This window comes from Avibacterium sp. 20-129, assembly GCF_026226845.1.
GTDB lineage: Bacteria > Pseudomonadota > Gammaproteobacteria > Enterobacterales > Pasteurellaceae > Avibacterium.
Genome location: NZ_JAKKOE010000001.1, coordinates 362,557 through 380,987 on the forward strand (window position 1 = coordinate 362,557; position 18,431 = coordinate 380,987).

General features: G+C 37.8%; 19 protein-coding genes and 1 pseudogene. 15 read left to right on the top strand and 5 right to left on the bottom strand.

All coding sequences use genetic code 11. From position 1 onward, the window contains the following. Window positions 1-2 precede the first annotated feature (2 nt). The 12 genes from gpM (at window position 3) to L5B90_RS01665 (ending at window position 6,375) form a co-directional block, all read left to right on the top strand. Complete coding sequence (gene gpM, locus L5B90_RS01610; RefSeq protein WP_265761953.1) at window positions 3-650, top strand: phage terminase small subunit; 648 nt, start codon at window positions 3-5, stop codon at window positions 648-650. 98 nt (window positions 651-748) lie between these two features. Beyond that, on the top strand, window positions 749-1,750 hold the full coding sequence (locus L5B90_RS01615; protein ID WP_265761954.1) for a hypothetical protein: 1,002 nt from the start codon (window positions 749-751) through the stop codon (window positions 1,748-1,750). 187 nt (window positions 1,751-1,937) lie between these two features. Further along, complete coding sequence (locus L5B90_RS01620; protein ID WP_265761955.1) at window positions 1,938-2,132, top strand: helix-turn-helix transcriptional regulator; 195 nt, start codon at window positions 1,938-1,940, stop codon at window positions 2,130-2,132. Between the two features lie 128 nt (window positions 2,133-2,260). Then, window positions 2,261-2,809 (top strand): ash family protein, encoded by a 549-nt coding sequence (locus L5B90_RS01625; protein WP_265762533.1) that lies wholly within the window; start codon window positions 2,261-2,263, stop codon window positions 2,807-2,809. Continuing rightward, the gene (locus L5B90_RS01630) at window positions 2,802-3,263 is read left to right on the top strand and encodes an ash family protein (RefSeq protein WP_265761956.1); all 462 of its coding nucleotides are present in this window, start codon (window positions 2,802-2,804) and stop codon (window positions 3,261-3,263) included. The genes L5B90_RS01625 and L5B90_RS01630 overlap by 8 nt, the downstream gene beginning before the upstream one ends. Then, window positions 3,256-3,732 carry an ash family protein gene (locus L5B90_RS01635; protein ID WP_265761957.1) on the top strand — a complete coding sequence of 159 codons (477 nt, stop codon included), beginning with the start codon at window positions 3,256-3,258 and terminating at the stop codon, window positions 3,730-3,732. Before L5B90_RS01630 ends, L5B90_RS01635 begins: the two co-directional genes overlap by 8 nt. Next, window positions 3,717-3,950, top strand: coding sequence for a hypothetical protein (locus tag L5B90_RS01640; RefSeq protein ID WP_265761958.1), 234 nt, complete (start codon window positions 3,717-3,719; stop codon window positions 3,948-3,950). Before L5B90_RS01635 ends, L5B90_RS01640 begins: the two co-directional genes overlap by 16 nt. Beyond that, window positions 3,940-4,254, top strand: a complete 315-nt coding sequence (locus tag L5B90_RS01645) for a hypothetical protein (RefSeq protein WP_265761959.1) — start codon at window positions 3,940-3,942, stop codon at window positions 4,252-4,254. Before L5B90_RS01640 ends, L5B90_RS01645 begins: the two co-directional genes overlap by 11 nt. Beyond that, window positions 4,244-4,468 (top strand): hypothetical protein, encoded by a 225-nt coding sequence (locus L5B90_RS01650; RefSeq protein WP_265761960.1) that lies wholly within the window; start codon window positions 4,244-4,246, stop codon window positions 4,466-4,468. The genes L5B90_RS01645 and L5B90_RS01650 overlap by 11 nt, the downstream gene beginning before the upstream one ends. After that, window positions 4,468-4,611: a hypothetical protein gene (locus tag L5B90_RS01655; RefSeq protein WP_265761961.1), complete on the top strand. Its 144-nt coding sequence runs from the start codon at window positions 4,468-4,470 to the stop codon at window positions 4,609-4,611. The genes L5B90_RS01650 and L5B90_RS01655 overlap by 1 nt, the downstream gene beginning before the upstream one ends. 59 nt (window positions 4,612-4,670) lie before the next feature. Continuing rightward, window positions 4,671-4,970, top strand: coding sequence for a hypothetical protein (locus L5B90_RS01660; RefSeq protein ID WP_265761963.1), 300 nt, complete (start codon window positions 4,671-4,673; stop codon window positions 4,968-4,970). A 37-nt stretch (window positions 4,971-5,007) separates the two neighbouring features. Further along, complete coding sequence (locus L5B90_RS01665) at window positions 5,008-6,375, top strand: DNA primase family protein (protein ID WP_265761964.1); 1,368 nt, start codon at window positions 5,008-5,010, stop codon at window positions 6,373-6,375. A 748-nt stretch (window positions 6,376-7,123) separates the two neighbouring features. Here the strand turns inward: L5B90_RS01665 and glnS are convergent. Next, complete coding sequence (glnS, locus tag L5B90_RS01670; RefSeq protein ID WP_250364507.1) at window positions 7,124-8,782, bottom strand: glutamine--tRNA ligase; 1,659 nt, start codon at window positions 8,780-8,782, stop codon at window positions 7,124-7,126. A gap of 232 nt (window positions 8,783-9,014) precedes the next feature. Between glnS and L5B90_RS01675 the strand changes: the two genes are divergently transcribed. From L5B90_RS01675 to tdeA, 3 genes are all read left to right on the top strand, one after another. Next, window positions 9,015-10,181, top strand: coding sequence for an efflux RND transporter periplasmic adaptor subunit (locus tag L5B90_RS01675; RefSeq protein WP_265761965.1), 1,167 nt, complete (start codon window positions 9,015-9,017; stop codon window positions 10,179-10,181). Between the two features lie 17 nt (window positions 10,182-10,198). Beyond that, window positions 10,199-12,133: a MacB family efflux pump subunit gene (locus tag L5B90_RS01680; RefSeq protein ID WP_265761966.1), complete on the top strand. Its 1,935-nt coding sequence runs from the start codon at window positions 10,199-10,201 to the stop codon at window positions 12,131-12,133. Window positions 12,134-12,240: 107 nt separating this feature from the next. Continuing rightward, window positions 12,241-13,617 (top strand): toxin/drug exporter TdeA, encoded by a 1,377-nt coding sequence (gene tdeA / locus L5B90_RS01685; protein ID WP_265762534.1) that lies wholly within the window; start codon window positions 12,241-12,243, stop codon window positions 13,615-13,617. 129 nt (window positions 13,618-13,746) lie between these two features. Here the strand turns inward: tdeA and cdd are convergent, their stop codons facing one another. The 4 genes and pseudogenes from cdd to L5B90_RS01705 form a co-directional block, all read right to left on the bottom strand. Continuing rightward, window positions 13,747-14,655 carry a cytidine deaminase gene (gene cdd, locus L5B90_RS01690; RefSeq protein WP_265761967.1) on the bottom strand — a complete coding sequence of 303 codons (909 nt, stop codon included), beginning with the start codon at window positions 14,653-14,655 and terminating at the stop codon, window positions 13,747-13,749. Window positions 14,656-14,897: 242 nt separating this feature from the next. Then, window positions 14,898-15,656 (bottom strand): phosphotransferase, encoded by a 759-nt coding sequence (locus L5B90_RS01695; protein WP_326938237.1) that lies wholly within the window; start codon window positions 15,654-15,656, stop codon window positions 14,898-14,900. Window positions 15,657-15,816: 160 nt separating this feature from the next. Next, window positions 15,817-17,763 (bottom strand): DUF262 domain-containing protein, encoded by a 1,947-nt coding sequence (locus tag L5B90_RS01700; RefSeq protein ID WP_250364502.1) that lies wholly within the window; start codon window positions 17,761-17,763, stop codon window positions 15,817-15,819. Further along, window positions 17,760-18,416 (bottom strand): annotated as a pseudogene (locus tag L5B90_RS01705) (DUF7834 domain-containing protein); the annotation flags it as partial. The gene L5B90_RS01700 and the pseudogene L5B90_RS01705, both read right to left, overlap by 4 nt. Window positions 18,417-18,431 lie beyond the last annotated feature (15 nt).

An 18,431-nucleotide genomic window follows, 5' to 3' on the forward strand; every position in this document is an offset into this window, starting at 1 on the left:
CAATGCGCCCAACACAAGCCCACGTGTTAAAAATGACCGCACTTGAAGAAAGTGCGGTTCAAAACCCCGAAGAATCGAAGAAATTAAGCGGCTATGAAAAAATGCTGCGCATATTGGCACGCCACAAAAAAGACTTAAAATTAATTCAATCGAATGAACGCAAGGCAGTCTATAAAAAAGAGATTTTGCCGAACTATTTGCCGTGGATTGAAGGGGCATTATCCGCAGGCACAGGCAAGCAAGACAATGTATTAATGACTTGCCTTGTATGGGCGATTGATTGCGAAGAATACCAACTTGCGCTAAAAATTGCTGATTATGCGCTATTCCACGATTTACGCTTACCAGAAAATTTCAACCGCACTTTAAGCACATTACTAGCAGAAGAATTTGCTGATAAAGCCAAGATTGCTAAAAACGAACAACGCCCCTACTTATTGGCACATCTAAAGCGCATTGCACAAATGACCGATGAGCAGGATATGCCCGACCAAAGTCGCGCAAGGCTCTATAAAGAAATTGGCATATTAAGCCAAGATACTGATCCAGAAAACGCCCTTGCCGTCTTAACGCGTGCAAATGAATTAAACCCTAATTGCGGCGTGAAAACACTTGTAAAACGCTTGCAAAAACAACTTAACCTTTCTTAGAATAACGGCGGTATTTTGAGCAAAAATAGCGAAGTCTTTTTTGCTTAAAATAGCGTCTATTTTTTCCTTTGCCTCTTGTGGCGCTCTTTTAAGGCTTAATGATGAATGAATTCCCAATTTATACTAAACAATGGTTTAGTTTGAATGCGTTGCAGCGTTTTATAAAACAGCAGTTCAACGCCGAACTTAGCGCAAAAAATATTTTAGCAACACTTGCACAGCATAGCGAAATTGCAATCTTATTCAATGCTAATTATCAACGTGGCACACAGCCTTTACTTTTAGGCAGCAACACATACCCAACTGAACATTTTCAACTAAAAGCCCCGCCAATATGGGGATTTGAAGAAATTACCAAGCAAACCATTCTCACCACCTTAAAGCAAAAAGAAGCTATACAGCTAAAAGCAGAGCGAACAGAACTTAGCCTACAACAGATTGACGGCAAGCCACAAATTACCGCGTTGCACGGTTTGCTTTATGTTCCCCCTTTTTCGCTTACGGAAGAGGCTCTAGCTTTCAGTGATGAAAATACCTTGCTTTTGCCTGAATATAGCTTTTATGAGCTATTTGAGGGCGTGGAGTGGACCTATAATGATAACGTTATCACACATCACCCTGAATTTTTATACCTTGCCTTTTCAGATCCAACCGTAGAACATACCTTAGCAATGGCAGATCTGCGCTTTTATCTTGATGACCCCGCCCAATTAACGGGCATTTTTTCCGCAATAAATAGCGAGCTAGGGAAAAATCAGCCAGCTGCAGAATTTAATGCGGCTGAATTGATTAAAAATAAATCGAACGAAAACGCGAATAATGGAACAGAAGAGAAAATCAAAAACAAGAAAGATTTTTACAATAAAGCAATTTTTAACGCAATCAAGCGCACCGCAGAAGCAAACCCAGAATGCGGCGGTTATCAGATAATTAACGCCGTAATTGCTGAAATGAAAGCACGCTATAATTTAAAAGAGAATGCCGATTTTCATTCAATACGTTATTACCTAGATAAAGCTAAAAAAGAACTCAAGTTATCCTTTCCAAATAATCGCGGAAATCGAAAATCTGAAATCCACGTTATTTTAAACGCTAAATAGCTCAACTAATAATCGAACAAGGTTTATAAAATAATCGAAAAGTGTAATTTTTGCCGTTCGATTCTCTTTTTTTTGTTCGATTTTCCCCTTTCCTTTATCTCGCTAAGCTAACCCCGAAAACACAGGTGAACAGCCAAAACAGCAGAAAACACAAAAAACAACACCATTCACAATCAAAGGGGCAGTTATGCAAGGTAATCAAATCTATTTAAGCGCCCGTGAGGTTGCCGAAAAATTAGGCATCTCACGCAGTGGAATTTATTCCCTGATTCGCTCAAGTGATTTTCCAACACCAATCAAATTTGGACGTTTAAGCCGTTGGAAAATTGCCGATATTGAACATTGGCTAAACACACAAGAGCAAAAAACTTTCGCAAATTAAACCGCACTTTCAAAAAATAACCCCGTGCAGGTTATGCACGGGGAAAAGGCTTAATTCTGATGAATGTTGTTCACATCAATGCCTATGTTATGAAAGTTGCTAAAATGAACACCGAAGGACGCATCAATATGAACAGTTATAGTTTACTTCAATCACAAAACAACACAACCCAAAAACAGAAAAAAAAGCTTGCACCTTTATTTAGATTGCATTATATTGAAAACGCTTTCGAAAAATCGAAAGCCGAGCCTGGAAACTCGAACGATATATCAGTGGCGTATAGTAACACGCCTATTAATGCGTGTTTTTTTATGCGTAGCACAAACACACCCAAAGAAAGCGTTATGCAAATTTGCACAACGGCATTTCTCTCTATGGTGGCGTGTTATGGGAAAGGTTTCGCCCTTTGCTGTGTTCCACTGATCGCAGTTTTCCAGCCCGTAACACGTTACCGCCCAAGCCTGGAAACTTTAGCGGTAACTTCTAAACATTTATTCAGTGGAGTTACAGCAATGATCTATCTATTCAAAGCCGTAAGCCGTTCAGACTTACGCAATACCAAAAAACATCTTTCCTCTTTCCCACGCTATACCGTACGCATAAATGCCGACAGTATCGAGCAAGCCACCGCACAAGTTGCTCCATTTTTTGTGATTTTGGGGGTGAAAAATGCGTAATCTAACCTTGACAGCCTCAACCCAAACAGCTTACACTTTCCACGCTTTCGCAAAATCGAAAGCCAGCCGTGACAAGCTGAATATAGAAGAGGCGAACAGCACGCCAACCCGTGCTTTTTTTGTTCGTAGATTTCACACACCCAAAGAAAACCGCCCAGCGGTAATTCTCTCTATGATGGCGTGTAGTGGGCAGCCTTTAGGCTGGCTGGATTCCCTTTTCTATCCAGTTTGTCACCCTGCTACACGCTATCGCCAATCCGTGACAAGTTTAGCGATAGCCCTTGAACAATTTAGAAAAGGACTATCAGCAATGATCTATAAATTCCAATTGCTAGGCACACGCCTACACGTTTCAACCTATGCCCAAAGCGAGGCGCAAGCCCGCCAATTCTTAAACTTAAGCCCACAAGATGCGATTTGTTTTGCACGTATTAAGGGGGTGAAAAATGCGTAATCTAACCTTGACAGCCTCAACCCAAACAGCTTACACTTTCCACGCTTTCGCAAAATCGAAAGCCAGCCGTGGAAAGCTGAATATACATATGGCGAATAATAGCACGCCGTTACATCGTGCTTTTTTTATTCGTTGCTCAAGCATATCTAAAAAACGCCAGTTTAAGGCGTATTCATCTATGGTAGCTTGTAGCGGGCAACCCTTTGCGGTTGGCTGCGTTCCATATGTCGCAGTTTTCCACCCCGTTACAAGCTATCGCCAATCCGTGGAAAGTGAAGCGATAGCCCAAATCATTCAACATATGGAGCTATCAGCAATGATCTATAAATTCTTATTGCTAGGCACACGCCTACACGTTTCAACCTATGCCCAAAGCGAGGCACAAGCCCGCCAATTCTTAAACTTAAGCCCACAAGATGCGATTTGTTTTGCACGTATTAAGGGGGGGGCGCTATGCGTAATATCCTGAATTTACACGATGAACTAAGCCAGCATTTAATCCAGCTTGAAGGCGTTATTGCTTATTTAGAAATTGACTTAGCTGAAAACAGTCATTTCACCGTAAGCAATGAAATTGTGAGTGCGATGCTATGGAATGCCTCAACCCTAACCAACAACGCCCGTCAAACCTTAGAAGCCTTAGAAATGGCAGTAGCACAATTAAAAGGGGGGAAAGATGTCCAATAAGAATATTCAACGTATTAACAACCTAATGCGCCACTATCGCCCACGCCCAAGCGAAGAAACCACGCTAGAGCGAAAAATTGAAGCCTTATCAAATTTAATTAACTTAAACAATTCACTTTTTGAAGTGATGGATCGCAATTTTCAAGATTATTGTGCTTCAAAAGATGATGAAGTGGTTTACGCCAAACAAGGCATTCATTTTGATTTGATGATTATCGCCCAGTTACTGAATGACAATTTAGAACGGGAGTTCGACCAGTTCAGCACGTTCTTATTAGAGCAAGGGGGCAACGATGATCACTAAACGCATCACCTTACCAGATGGCACGCTTATTGAGTTTTTCGCCAATAATACGGAAGAAATGGCGCTAATGTTGCCAGAATATGCCGAAACACTAGCCCAAAAACAGGCGGCACGATTGCAACAATTAAAAGAAACCCAACGCAACCAGCAAAAAGCCCGCAGAAAGCGCCTACAACGCCAAAAGCTGGCAAGACGCAAGGCAAGGGGGAAATAATGACGTACACAAAATTGCCTTTATTGGTTGTTTATTTAGCCGCACATATTCCAACGGAAAAAGCCGCCAATCGCTTAACCCTTGGAAGGCAAGCAAATAAAACAATGCCAAAACGGAACAAAACGGCACAATTACCCGCTTAATTTATTCACACCGTCTTATTCATTTAAGGCGGTGATTAACGCAAAAAAGGTTATAAATTATGATGAACGTAAATGCAAATATTGCTCAATTAAATCAAACCGTTGAACAATTAAAACAACGAATCGAAATATTGGAAGCGGAAAAAACCAAAAAGCACGTAGGGCTTGATATGAATCCCAGTGCCTTATGGACGCCGAAACATATCGCTAGATATACTGGCTTTAGTTATGGCTATGTTACACAACACTTACTTAAAACCGAAGATTTTCCGCCGTCTATTAATCGAATAACGCATACAAAACGACAAAGAAAACTGTATAAAGCCGGTGAAATTATTGCTTATTTTAATAAGAAATAGTTTTTAAATAAGCCATTCTTAAATAAGGATAATAAAGATGAAAAGCAATAAAAATCACCAAGATGAACAAAAGTTATTTAAAGGGCTGAAAGATTATGACCGTTATTTAAAATTCTGTGAATGGAATAAAAAAATCATTATGCGTGATAAATTATACCAAACTAATTATTTTTATAATGGGCGTTACTGGGAAATTTTAAGTGAAGATGATTTAGATTTTATTGCAATGGAATTTTTTAAGTCTTTTCATTATTCCTTTAATATTTCTGAAGTTGAACGATTAAGAAAAACAATCGAAAAGCATTTAGAAAAAATAGGTAAACCTAACCTAGATTTTATTGCCTTTAATAATGGTATAATTAATCGAAAAACAGGGGATTTTTTACCGCATAATAAAGATTATTTTTTACGTGCGGCAATTGATTTAGATTATTCACTTGAAAAACACAGCACGCCAAATTTCAACAAATGGCTAGATTGGACAAGCCAAAACAACCCAGTTAGAAGAAAAACGCTTTTAGCCGCTCTTTATATGATCTTAAGCAACTGCTATCAATGGCAATTATTTCTAGAAGTAACCGGCGTTGGTGGCAGTGGTAAAAGTGTATTTAATAAAATTGCCCTTTTTCTAGTGGGTGAACATAATGCCGCAAGCGTTTATTTGAAAGATTTAGAAAAGCCTTCAGCCAGAACAAAGTTATTAGACAAAATATTTATCTACGCCCCAGATCAAGGAAAAATAGCCACAGATGGCGCTGTTATAAAAGGATTAACCGGCGAAGATAAATTAGGTTTTGAACCTAAATACAAGGAAGGATTTGATGATTATATTCGTGCTGTTTTTTTAATTACAGGCAATGAACCAATTATTTTTACCGAACATAACGGCGGAATATCACGCAGGCGCGTGCTTTTTCATTTTGCGGATAAAGTACCGGAAAATATGAAAGATGACAATTTAACAGATAAAATCAAGCAAGAAATTCCGAATATTATCACGCTATTAATTGATACATTTAAACACAATCCACAAGAAGCCAAAGAATTATTAATTGCTCAACGGGATAGCAAAGAAGCTTTGCAAATAAAAATGGAAAATGATCACCTTGTACACTTTGCATCATTTTTTGAAATGAGAAATAAAAAAGGGGGATTGCGCCCAGGGATTTCACTTTCAAATAAAAATCCTTTTCTTGCCCTTTATTCAACCTATCTTGAATATTGTCGAATGATGGGAATAGACCGACCAATTAAGCGACGTGGCTTTATGAATATTTTCCTTGAAGCCCTAAGAACCAATGGCAACAAAGAAACGTTTTTAGAAGGAATATTAGACGGCAACCAAACAACCAACATTTACTTAAAATTTCCAATTGATGAGCTAAAACGGCAATGGGAAAACTAACAAAAAACAGGATAAAAAAGGCGGTTAAAAAACCGCCTTTTTGTTTATATATTAAACAGTCTTCAGTGAAAATCAGTGATAAAAGTTCACTGTTATCACTGAAATATTCAAAACATCACTTAAACTTTTTCTTTAAATTCAATAAATTATGAAAAAAGTGAAAAAAGTGATACTTTTTTTCATAAAAAATTTTTTAAAAATTTTATTTTTTCTTTCTTGCTTATGTATATGCGTTTAAATTCGTTTAAATTGACTTTTATTTAATCACTATTTAGAATCCTCCGCAGCTAAGGCGAACCCGAAAGACTATTTTACAATCATAAAAAACACCTAAAATAGGTAAATAATGACGTTTTTATTGTTCCCTCATTGTTCCCTATTTTAAATTTTAAAAACAAACAAATTAAATAAAATCAATTAGTTAGAATTCAATTTGATTTCCCCCAGCTCCACCAAATTTGATTCCCTCAAAGATAATGATTTATTAAAATTAAGAGAGCTGTCATCAATGTTTATTTTGATGATCATCTAAAGCTACTAGCCTTATCTACTTGTTACTCCTTTTTACTTCCTATTCATTTTTATCTCGATAAGAATAATGTAAATTTTGTAAAAAACAGAATCCTCTTAAATTCCTTTATAAAGAGACTGCTAAGTTAGGCTCATCCCTTAATAAAAAAATCTACCATAAAAAAACGGTAGAAATTCTGCTCAAATTTCTACCGCACTTATTTTTTTCAAGGAAAAACTAGAACCCTTCTTTCAAACTTACGGTTAAGTTGAAAATCAGGTGTTCAGGGTGGCTATCTTTGCTATCAGCACAGAAATAGCCTTCACGCTCAAATTGATACGCTTTTTCTTCTTTTGCGTTAGCTAAACTTTTTTCCACAAAACCGTGTTTTACCACCAAAGAATTTGGATTTAGCACTTCATAAAGTTCTTCCGCTGCACTTGGGTTTGGCACGGTGAATAATTTGTCATATAAACGAAATTCAGCTGGTACATTGTCGGTGGCAGAAACCCAGTGAATTACGCCTTTTACTTTACGTCCATCGGCTGGATTTTTGCCTAAAGTTTCAGGATCATAAGTACAATACACGGTAGTGATATTACCTTCCGCATCTTTTTCTACACGCTCAGCCTTAATCACATAAGCATTACGCAAACGCACTTCTTTGCCTAATACTAAACGTTTATATTGTTTATTTGCTTCTTCACGGAAATCCGCTTGATCAATATAAATTTCTTTGGTAAATGGCAGGTGGCGATGGCCTAATTCTTCACGATTTGGGTGATTTGGCGCTGAAAGCATTTCTTGCCCGTCAAAGTTCTCAATGACAAGTTTTAATGGATTAATCACTGCCATTGCACGCGGCGCATTTTGGTTGAGATCATCACGAATACAAGATTCTAACGCACTAAATTCTACCACGTTATCTTGCTTAGTTACCCCAATACGACGGCAAAATTCACGGATTGAAGCAGGAGTGTAGCCACGGCGACGTAAACCTGAAATAGTTGGCATACGCGGATCGTTCCAACCATCAACCACTTCATCTTCTACTAATTTTAATAATTTACGTTTAGATGTCAGCGTGTATTCTAAATTTAAACGAGAAAATTCATATTGATGTGGCAATGGGCGTTTAATAGAAATATGCTCAAGCACCCAATCGTATAAACGGCGGTTATCTTGGAATTCCAATGTACATAATGAATGCGTAATGCCTTCAATCGCATCTGAAATACAATGAGTGAAGTCATACATTGGGTAAATGCACCATTTATTTCCAGTGTTGTGATGCTCAGCAAATTTAATGCGATATAACACGGGATCACGCATTACCATAAATGGCGATGCCATATCAATTTTAGCTCGCAAACTGGCTTTTCCTTCAGCAAATTCGCCATTTTTCATTTTCTCAAATAACGCTAAATTTTCTTCCACGCTACGATCACGATAAGGACTGTTCTTACCCGGTTCGGTCAGTGTGCCACGATATTCACGCATTTGCTCTGGTGAAAGTTCATCAACGTAAGCAAGCCCCTTTTCGATCAGTTCAATGGCATAACCATAAAGCGCATCAAAATAATCGGAGGCATAACGTGCTTTACCTTCCCAGTGAAAGCCAAGCCATTCTACATCCTGTTTAATCGAATCCACATATTCCACATCTTCTTTAACCGGGTTGGTATCGTCAAAACGCAGGTTACACAAACCTTTGTAATCTTCTGCAATACCAAAATTTAAACAGATAGATTTTGCGTGACCAATATGTAAATAGCCATTTGGTTCCGGTGGGAAACGGGTATAAACGTGGTTTACTTTTCCTGCTTCCAAATCTTCATCAATAATATGACGAATAAAATTGGTAGGTTGATGTTCGTTCTCTGTAATATGGCTCATTTTGACCTCAAAATATTCTCGATTTTTGTAAAAAAATTGCCGTCCATTCTACTATGTTTACAGGCAGAATTCAAAAGTGCGGTTGATTTTCCTTGCATAAATGATACAATTCACGCCCTAAAAATGAACGAACGTTCATTCAGTGTAAATTGATTGTTCTTAAGATCTTCTTAAGAAAGATTTTCTACTATAATCATCAAATAAAACCGTTGTTATTTTTCTCGGAGTTTTTATGCGTAAAAAAACGATTTTTTCCCTGCTTGCCATTGGGCTAATGGTATTTGGTGCTTATAGTTATTTCACTCATTCTAATCAACAAGAAACCACCTATTTAACCGAACAGGTTCATCGTGGTGAGATAAAAAAATCTGTCATTACTGCTGGCACGGTACGAGCCTATAATCGTGTAGAAGTCGGTGCGCAAGCCTCAGGTAAAATTGAAAAAATTCACGTTGTACTAGGACAGCACATCAAGCAAGGCGATTTAATCGCAGAAATTGACTCAAAAAATCAAGTGAATGCGTTAAATTCAGCACAAGCGGAATTAAAGGCTTATCAAGCTCAACTTAACGCCAAGCAAGTGGCTTACAATGTGGCCAAATCGGCCTATGATCGTCTTGCGAAATTATATGCAAGTAAATCAACCTCCTTAGATGAACTGAATGCGGCAAAGAATAATTTATCTGCCACTAAGGCGGCAATTTCTGAAGTGGAAGCCTCCATTCAACGTGCTGAAATTCAGGTGGATACGGCTAAAACAAACTTGGCATACACAAAAATTCTTTCACCTCTTGATGGCACAGTCATTTCCATTCCGGTCTCTGAAGGTCAAACAGTCAATGCGAATCAAACCACCCCAACTATTGTTCAAGTTGCTGATTTAACTAAAATTTTAATTAAACCCGAAATTTCTGAAGGGGATATTACAAAAGTAAAAGCTGGAATGAAAGTGGAGTTCACTACCCTTTCCGATCCAGATAAAGTGTATCAATCCACCATTCATTCTGTTGATCCTGCCATCACCACGCTCACGGATAATGAATATAAAGAAAGTGCGTCAGATACCAGCGCTGTTTATTACTACGCGAATGTATTGGTAGATAATCCTGATAACCAGCTACGCATTGGAATGACCACACAAAATACGATCATCATTGCCGATGAACAAAATACCTTGCTTATTCCGACAATTACGTTACACAAAGAAGGAAAAGAAACCTTTGTTAATCTATTAATAGATAATAATAAAGTAGAAAAACGCAAAGTTGTTACAGGGTTAAGTGATGATATGAATACGCAAATTCTAAGTGGCTTATCAGAAGGCGAAAAAGTGATTTCCTCACAAGTAACCCGCGATGAAAAAGTAGGTAATTCATTCCGTGGCCCTCGAATTTTATAAAGTGCGGTGGTTTTTTTATGAATATTATTGAATTAAGCCACATTAACAAATTTTTTGGTGAAGGTGAAAACCGCACGCAGGTGTTGAAAGATATTAATTTGGATATTAAAAAAGGGGATTTTATTGCCATTATTGGGCAATCAGGTTCTGGCAAATCCACCTTAATGAACATTATTGGCTGTCTGGATACCGCAACATCAGGTTCTTATAAAGTAGAGGGGTTAGAAGTAAGCCAGCTAAATCGTGATCAACTTTCTGATTTACGCCAGAAAAAATTCGGCTTTATTTTTCAGCGCTATAACCTACTTTCAACATTAAGTGCGGTGGAAAATGTGGCGCTTCCTGCGATTTATGCAGGTATTGATCAACCTACTCGCCTACAACGAGCCAAGCTCTTATTAGAAAAATTAGGATTGGGTGATCGCTTAGAAAACAAGCCAAATCAGCTTTCGGGTGGTCAACAACAACGTGTGAGTATTGCTCGTGCCTTGATGAACGGGGGAGAAATTATTCTGGCTGATGAACCCACTGGCGCATTAGACAGCAAAAGTGGCGAAACGGTGATGGATATTCTCACCCAACTACACAGCGAAGGTCACACCATTATTTTGGTAACACACGATAAAAACGTGGCAAATTTTGCAAATCGCATTATTGAGATCAAAGATGGCAAAATTATTGAAGATCGACGCAAATCGGAGCAAATTAGCCAAAAGCAAGACATCGCACCGCAAAGCAATAAAAGCCGATTACAATTTTATAAAGATCAGTTTATTGAATCTTTCAAAATGTCTATTAAAGCCATTGTAGCACATAAACTACGTTCCTTACTCACTATGTTAGGGATTATTATTGGCATTACTTCGGTGGTTTGTGTGGTCGCCTTAGGGAACGGTTCACAACAAAAAATCCTCAGTAATATCAATGCAATGGGGACAAATACTATGGATATTTATAACGGAACGGGCTTTGGCGATCGGCGCGCGACGAAAAATCAAAATCTCACTGTGGCTGATGCGAATATGCTAGCTAAACAAAGTTATATCGCCAGTGTAACACCAAACAGTTCCGTGAATGGCACCTTAACTTATGGTAATCAAAGTTTTACCGCCCAAATACGTGGTGTGGGAGAGCAATATTTTAATGTGCGAGGGTTAAGCAAAGCGGAAGGGACATTTTTTACGGCTGACGCAGTAAAACACAGCGAACAAGTGGCTGTCATTGATGAAAATACGTTACGCGAAGTATTCAATAATCAAGATCCACTGGGCAAAATTTTAATGATTAATAAAAAACCATTGCGCGTTATTGGTGTAGCAGTTAGCAATAATATGGGAATGAACAGCTCAAGCTTGAATATTTATATCCCTTACACCACAGCGATGAATAAAATTTCTGGTAATCCCAAAATTAGTTCAATTACGGTGAAAATTCGTGATGAAGTTAGCTCAAAAGTGGCGGAAAAAGATCTCACTCGCTTATTAACTGTGCGTCATGGTAAAAAAGATTTTTTTGTCTTCAATACCGATACGATTAAGCAAACCATTGAAAGTACCACGAATACAATGAAATTGCTGATTTCTTCCATTGCCATTATTTCCCTTATAGTGGGTGGCATTGGGGTGATGAATATTATGCTGGTTTCAGTTACCGAACGCACCAAAGAAATTGGTGTGCGAATGGCAATTGGCGCAAGACAATTTAACATCTTGCAACAATTTTTAATTGAAGCGGTATTAATTTGTTTAATTGGTGGCATTACGGGTGTCATACTATCAATGGTATTAGGTACCGTATTTAATTGGTTGGTGAAAGACTTTACGATGATTTTTTCCACCTTCTCAATTATTGCTGCCCTACTCTGTTCAAGCTTAATTGGTGTAATTTTTGGTTATATGCCGGCGAAAAATGCTTCGCAATTAAATCCAATTACCGCTTTAGCTCAGGAATAGTTTTTTGATAAAATTTCAACAATCAGGCAAATAAAAACTCGGTAAAATAACACCGCACTTTATTTGCTTAACATTTTATTACGAATTTATTTAATAAGGAAAAAATGATGTTAAAACAATCCAAACTCTCACTTGCTATTAGCTTGTCTGTGTTGTTAGCTGGCTGTGCGAATCTTGATGATTCTTACAACGCTTCACAACAAGATTTCCAACAATATGAAGAATTAACCAAACAATACCATATCCAAGAGAATTGGTGGACACTGTACAAAGATCCGCAACTCAATCAACTGGTTGAACAAGCACTGGTCAATAATAAAGATTTAGCCAAAGCAGCCATTGCGGTAAATACCGCACTTTATAATGCAAATTTAATTGGGGCGAATTTAGTCCCGAATTTCAGCGGTTCTGTTTCTTCTTCTGCAAGTAAAAATATTCATGATGGTGGCGCTTCTGTAATTAGTCATGGTGGGGCATTAAACGTCAGCTATACGCTAGATTTATGGCGTCGTTTAGCTGATTCGGCTTCTGCAGCAGAATGGCGACACGCTGCGACAGAGCAAGATCTTGAGGCGGCACGTATTTCATTAATCAATTCCGTCATCTTAACCTATTATCAGCTTGGTTACTTAAATGATGCCATCAGCACCGTGAATAAAACCATTAATTACTATTCTGAAATTAATCGTATTATGCAAAATAAATTCCGCCAAGGGGTTGCCGATCGTGCAAGTTCAGATCAAGCACAACAGGCGGTTTTAACAGCGCGTAATAGCTTAATCAATTATCAAACGCAAAAGAAAACAGCGGAAGCAACATTGCGTAACTTATTGAATTTAAAACCAAGCGATCCATTAAAAGTGAACTATCCACATATTCTTAACGTGAAGAATGTGGGCGTAAACCTGAATGTTCCCCTCTCAGCGATTGCAAATCGTCCAGACGTAAAAGGCTATCAATACCGCTTGAACAGTGCGTTCAAAGACGCTAAAGCAATGCAAAAAAGCTGGTTCCCAAGCATTACTTTAGGCGGTAGCTTAGGTTCTAGTGGCAACAAAATTGATAATGCATTCAATACACCAATTGCAGGTGGGACGGTCGGAATTAGCTTGCCATTCTTGAACTGGAATGTTGTGAAATGGAACGTAAAAATTTCAGAATCAGCCTATGATTTAGCATTAGTGAATTTTGAACAAAGTATTACAAAAGCATTAAACGATATTGATACTAATTATTTTGCTTACAGCCAAGCACGTCAAAACTTTGCGAACTTAAAACAAACTTATGATTACAATAAGCGCATCACGCAATATTATAAAAATCGCTATGATGCAGGCATTTCTGAATTAAGAGAATGGCTAAACGCCGCCAGCACCGAGCGTAATTCTGAGCTTTCTATTTTGAACGCTAAATATAATCTTATTCAAAGTGAAAATGCGGTTTATAGTGCAATGGGGGGATATTATTCTTCAGAAGAATTGTAATTGAGTACAAAAGTGCGGTAAAAACTTTTAAAGTTTGAGTGGCTATTAAAATGTTAACCGCACTTTTATCGTAAAATAAATATTCCTTTCTGGCTAAAACATAAACATAGCCTAGTAAAACTAAAATTACTATAAAACCACATACTCCAACGGCACATCAGCTAAATAAGCCAATAATTCTTCCGCCATTTTGCGATAAGAAAGATTGAGAGGTTGTTCCACCATCACAACCCGTTGGATCGTTTCTGTTTCTGCGCCACTTAATAACAAATAATTCAATGCCACTTGCGTTGCCGGTAATGCAGGGTTAAATGCGGCATTTTCAGCATAACTTCCACAGAAAATTTGATGATCTTGCAACTGAATCGCAATCCCCGAATAGCTTTGCGAATAAGGGGCGTGAGCTTGGTTAGCGGCATTTAAAGCGGCCAAAATAACAGGATCTTCTGTGCTATAACTTAAACCATTATGATGTTCATCAAACAATCGACAAGAAATAGCCAAATCTTTTGGACCAAAAGAATCAGGCAAATAGTGATGCAGCAAATTATTTTGGCTATGAGGCAAGTGAATATGCAACGTTTCAGCACTGTTTAATTCATTCATAAACTGGCGACAATGTCCGCACGGCGTATAGTTTACTGTTACATCCGTTAATTTTCGCTCTCCTCGCATCCAAGCGTGGGAAATGGCACTTTGCTCTGCGTGAATAGTTTGCTGAATATGCGTGGTGCAAAACTCTTGATTTGCACCGAAATAGAGATTGCCACTTTCCCCCATTACAACAGCCCCAACGCTAAAATGAGAAATCGTTGGATTTGCATAACACGCACTAATAGGCAGTAAGACTAATGTCAATTGTTTAGCGGTCAGGTGATATTTTTCACATAAATGATTAACCGTAAAATACGGGAGAAAGCCTTGAAAATGCTGTTCTGCAAGGATATTCCAAAGATCTAAAGCCAAAGATGGATGACTTAACTCAGGAAGTGATTGCCGAATTCTCTCTGAAATATGTTGTTGAAGATGATTATTCATTTCGCATTCTCCTTTACATCACGATAAAACATTGTGAATCATAAAGTAGAATGCGATAAAGATCTTGCGAAAGGCATCAATTTTGTGAGCTAGCTCAAAAATCCCATTTTTAATTGCATAAAATCTAGCTAACCTATTCATCTATCAGTAAAAAATAAACAAAATAATGACCGCACTTTACTAATTAAAAGATTGCTGAAAACGATCTTTACCTTTCAGGCTGCCTTTTATTAATACCTCATCTAAAATTCCAAAAACCAATCAGGCTCAAGCCTTCTAAAATCATCAAACCACGAGAGCATTTTTTGGCTCATTTGCTGACAAAAGGCAACTTCCTCCTCGCCCAAAGCCACTGCAACGGTAAAGGCATTAAGGCTTTCGGCTGCCAGATAAAAGGCATTTAACGCCCAAAAATCCTGCGGAATCTTCGCCCCAAAATAGCGATGCAGCTGCCCTGTGGCAAAAGCGGGACTGGTTTCGGCACTCACCATTGCCCCCGTGAGCGTGTAATACGAATCCACCAAACCGCTGCCCTGAAAGCCAAGAATGCTTAAGCGATTTTCAAAAATCACCATATTGTCGGTCTGATAATTGCCGTGCAAAAGGTGCATTGGGCGATTGTTAAGCAAAGTTTGATGGCGGTCTAAATAATCAAGCAGCAATGTTTCACCAAAAAGTTTTGCACCGAACTTGCGATAATTTGCCAAATAATGCTGCACTTTTTGCCCATAAATTTCTGCCCATTTATTTGAGAGTGCGTGGGCTTCAATACTGAGCATTTGCCGCAGGATTTCACCTGCTTTTTCGCCAAAGTGATATTGCTGGTCAATGGGCATTGATGGCAAGATTTCTTTGGCTTCTTCGCCTTGGCACCACTCAAAAGCTGATACACGTTTTCGCCGTCCGTGCATACACCAAAAGCTATCGGGCGTGCCATAGGAATATCGGCGGCATACATACGCTCGGCAAGGGCAAATTCCGCCGCTTTTTCTTTGTGGTATTGGCTACCTGAAAGCCGTAAGAGAAGATCGCTGCCGTCTTTCATTTTAATATGGTATTTTTTATCTTCCGACCAGCCTTTGTTAATAGGCGTGATGCCGGTAAACGATGAGTATAGGGGAATGCCTTGCATATTTACTGAAAGCCATTACGACACGGTTTCTATTCAGAATGCTTTGTATTTAATAGTTCAATCATCTTTTTTCCATGACGCTTGATTGCCGTCTCATTCCACGTTTCTTCGTCCCATGCTTTTTTATCCATCATCACAGATAATTTTAAACTCAGATTTTGATTTGTCCCAAAATTAGCAATCTTTGCTTCGGGCATATTGTTAGAAAATTTAGAATTCATACTTGATGAAATCAAACACAAATTTCCAAAAGAATGCAAGACCTCATCGCTTAAAGGTTCACCATTTTGTGGCGTTTGCGGATAAAAATGCTCCACTGAACTGCGGAAGGTAAAGGTGAAATTTTGGTATTGCCCCTTTTTGTTTTTCCACAATAAATAATCCAAGCGGTTAAAAATAAAATTCGGCACATTTGTCCCAGAATTTAATATTTCAGCATCTTCTGGAATGGCAACGGCACTGATAACATCATCATTTTTAGTAATTAAATCAAAAAAATCACTGCCTTTTCCATAATGACCAAAATAATATTTGTCGCTTAAATTTTCTAAAAATGAAATATATTGATTAGAAGTAATATTCTCCTGCTGATACAGCCAACGCAACACCGCATACAGCCAGTTTTTATAAATTCGTGATGGATACGAAATATGAAACATAGATAGCAGCATAACCGTCTTTCTTTGTTCTTCTGTATCGCCAAAACTGTTATTATATTGATAGCTACTTGTTTTATTGGTTTGCGGTTGGATTTTTAATAATGACCAATTCCCCTCTTCTTCTTTGGTGCTGTCCGATTTAATCACATAGCTATCAAATAGATAACGACATTTTAGCAAAAGATAGGCAAATTTTTTAATATCCTCAAGTTCAAAATCTTTCTTTTGAAAACTGTCTAACAATGTTTTGTCATCTAATGCAATTTTCTTCACTTGTCCTAAATTAATTTGATTATTTTCGTGATAAATACGCAAAACGTGCAGCAAAAAGTTAGGAAAATCAATCACGGAATTAAATCGTTCCGAGTTTTCATCTCCTCCTCCGTTTCCTTCTTCATTTTCTTCTGTGGCAATTTTTACTTCATCATCAATAATATTTCTCATAGTAAATTTTTCATTACTATCTTGGTTTTCAGAATTTTGAGAGGAAGTTTGTTTATCATCATTGTTTTTATTCTTCTCAAAATCTTTTGCAATCTCGTCAAAACGTTGAGAGGGAATTTGTTGCCAATTCTTACCAAAAATTTGTTTCCTAATTTCAGGTTTAAAGCCCATCACCACATAGCGGTTCATATCCGAACACGCGTCCCAAATTTTGGCAAAGGCTGCCTGAAAACCTACGGTATTGGCATCATCTTTAGATAACTCAGCTAAGCGGCTCATCAGCCGTGCTTTTAAAATTTCGTGTTTTTCAAGCTGTTCGCCTCGCGTATTCATTATTTCAAAATAATGATTTAAATCCGTTTTTGGCGGAACTTCCGTGCGGATAATTTTCACATTATTCAAAATAAAATTAATAAAATCTTGTAAATCAATATCTTTAACCAATGCATCCCAATGCCGTTGAATGGATTGCATCGCGTCTTTAAAATTCCAAGGCAGCTTTTCAGGCTGCTGTAAATTATCTAATGCATTATCGGATTCCTCACGATATTCAAATGAAAGATTGCGTCCAGCGGATAAAGTATCAGCTAGATTTTTTTGCAAGAAAAATGCTTTGATTAAGGTGAAAGTGGTCAAACGCTGCTGCCCATCAATCACTTCAAATTTGCCATCATCTCGGCGATAAACCACCAAACTGCCAATATAATAATTCTTCACATCTCGTTTATAGGCGTTAACCAAATCAGTCAATAATGCTTCTATTTCAGTATCGCCCCAAGCATAATTGCGTTGATAAATGGGGATAATATAATCATCTTCACGCAATAATTTTTCAACCGTAAGTGATTTAATTTGTGTGTTTTCTTGTCTCATTTTGCTTCTTCTTTATTTGGAATGTTAAAAATTTGTTGAATTTTTTTATCAACATTTTCAAATTTAATATTTTTAATAGCCAGATTGCTAAATTGCATAACATTTTCTGGTGTATGGCTATATTCTAAATGGGTAAAGAGGCTATTTCTCGCCGTTACTTCATTATCGATAGTGGCAAAAGTAACGCGTCCTGATTCAATGCGTATCCGATAGATCCAAATAAACGCTTTATTGACAAAAGCATTCAATTTCTCTTTGCCAAATTTATCAAAATAAGCCAATACCAAACACTCAAATAAACTGCGTAAATAACGGTCGCCCGTACGATAAGCACCGTGATGATTGTCTAAAAAATCAATTAAATTTTTATCTAAATCAACACCATTCACCTGCGTGATTTTGCATAATAAACCCGTTTCTTTATTAAATAATTGATTGTATATTTTGCGATAATGTTCTATATACTGAAAAAAACACTCGCCATCAATAATGGTTTGCTTGGCTTGAAAGCTGGGCTGAGTAAATTGTTCCCGAAACCAAAAAGGATTGGCAGAGGTAAATTTTGCTAATGCTTGAGAGGCCAATGCCGCCTGAATATAAGGATATGAAGCCGTTTCTGAAACCCCTTTGAAAACCGATAATTCATCGCTGGTAAAATGTTCACCGCT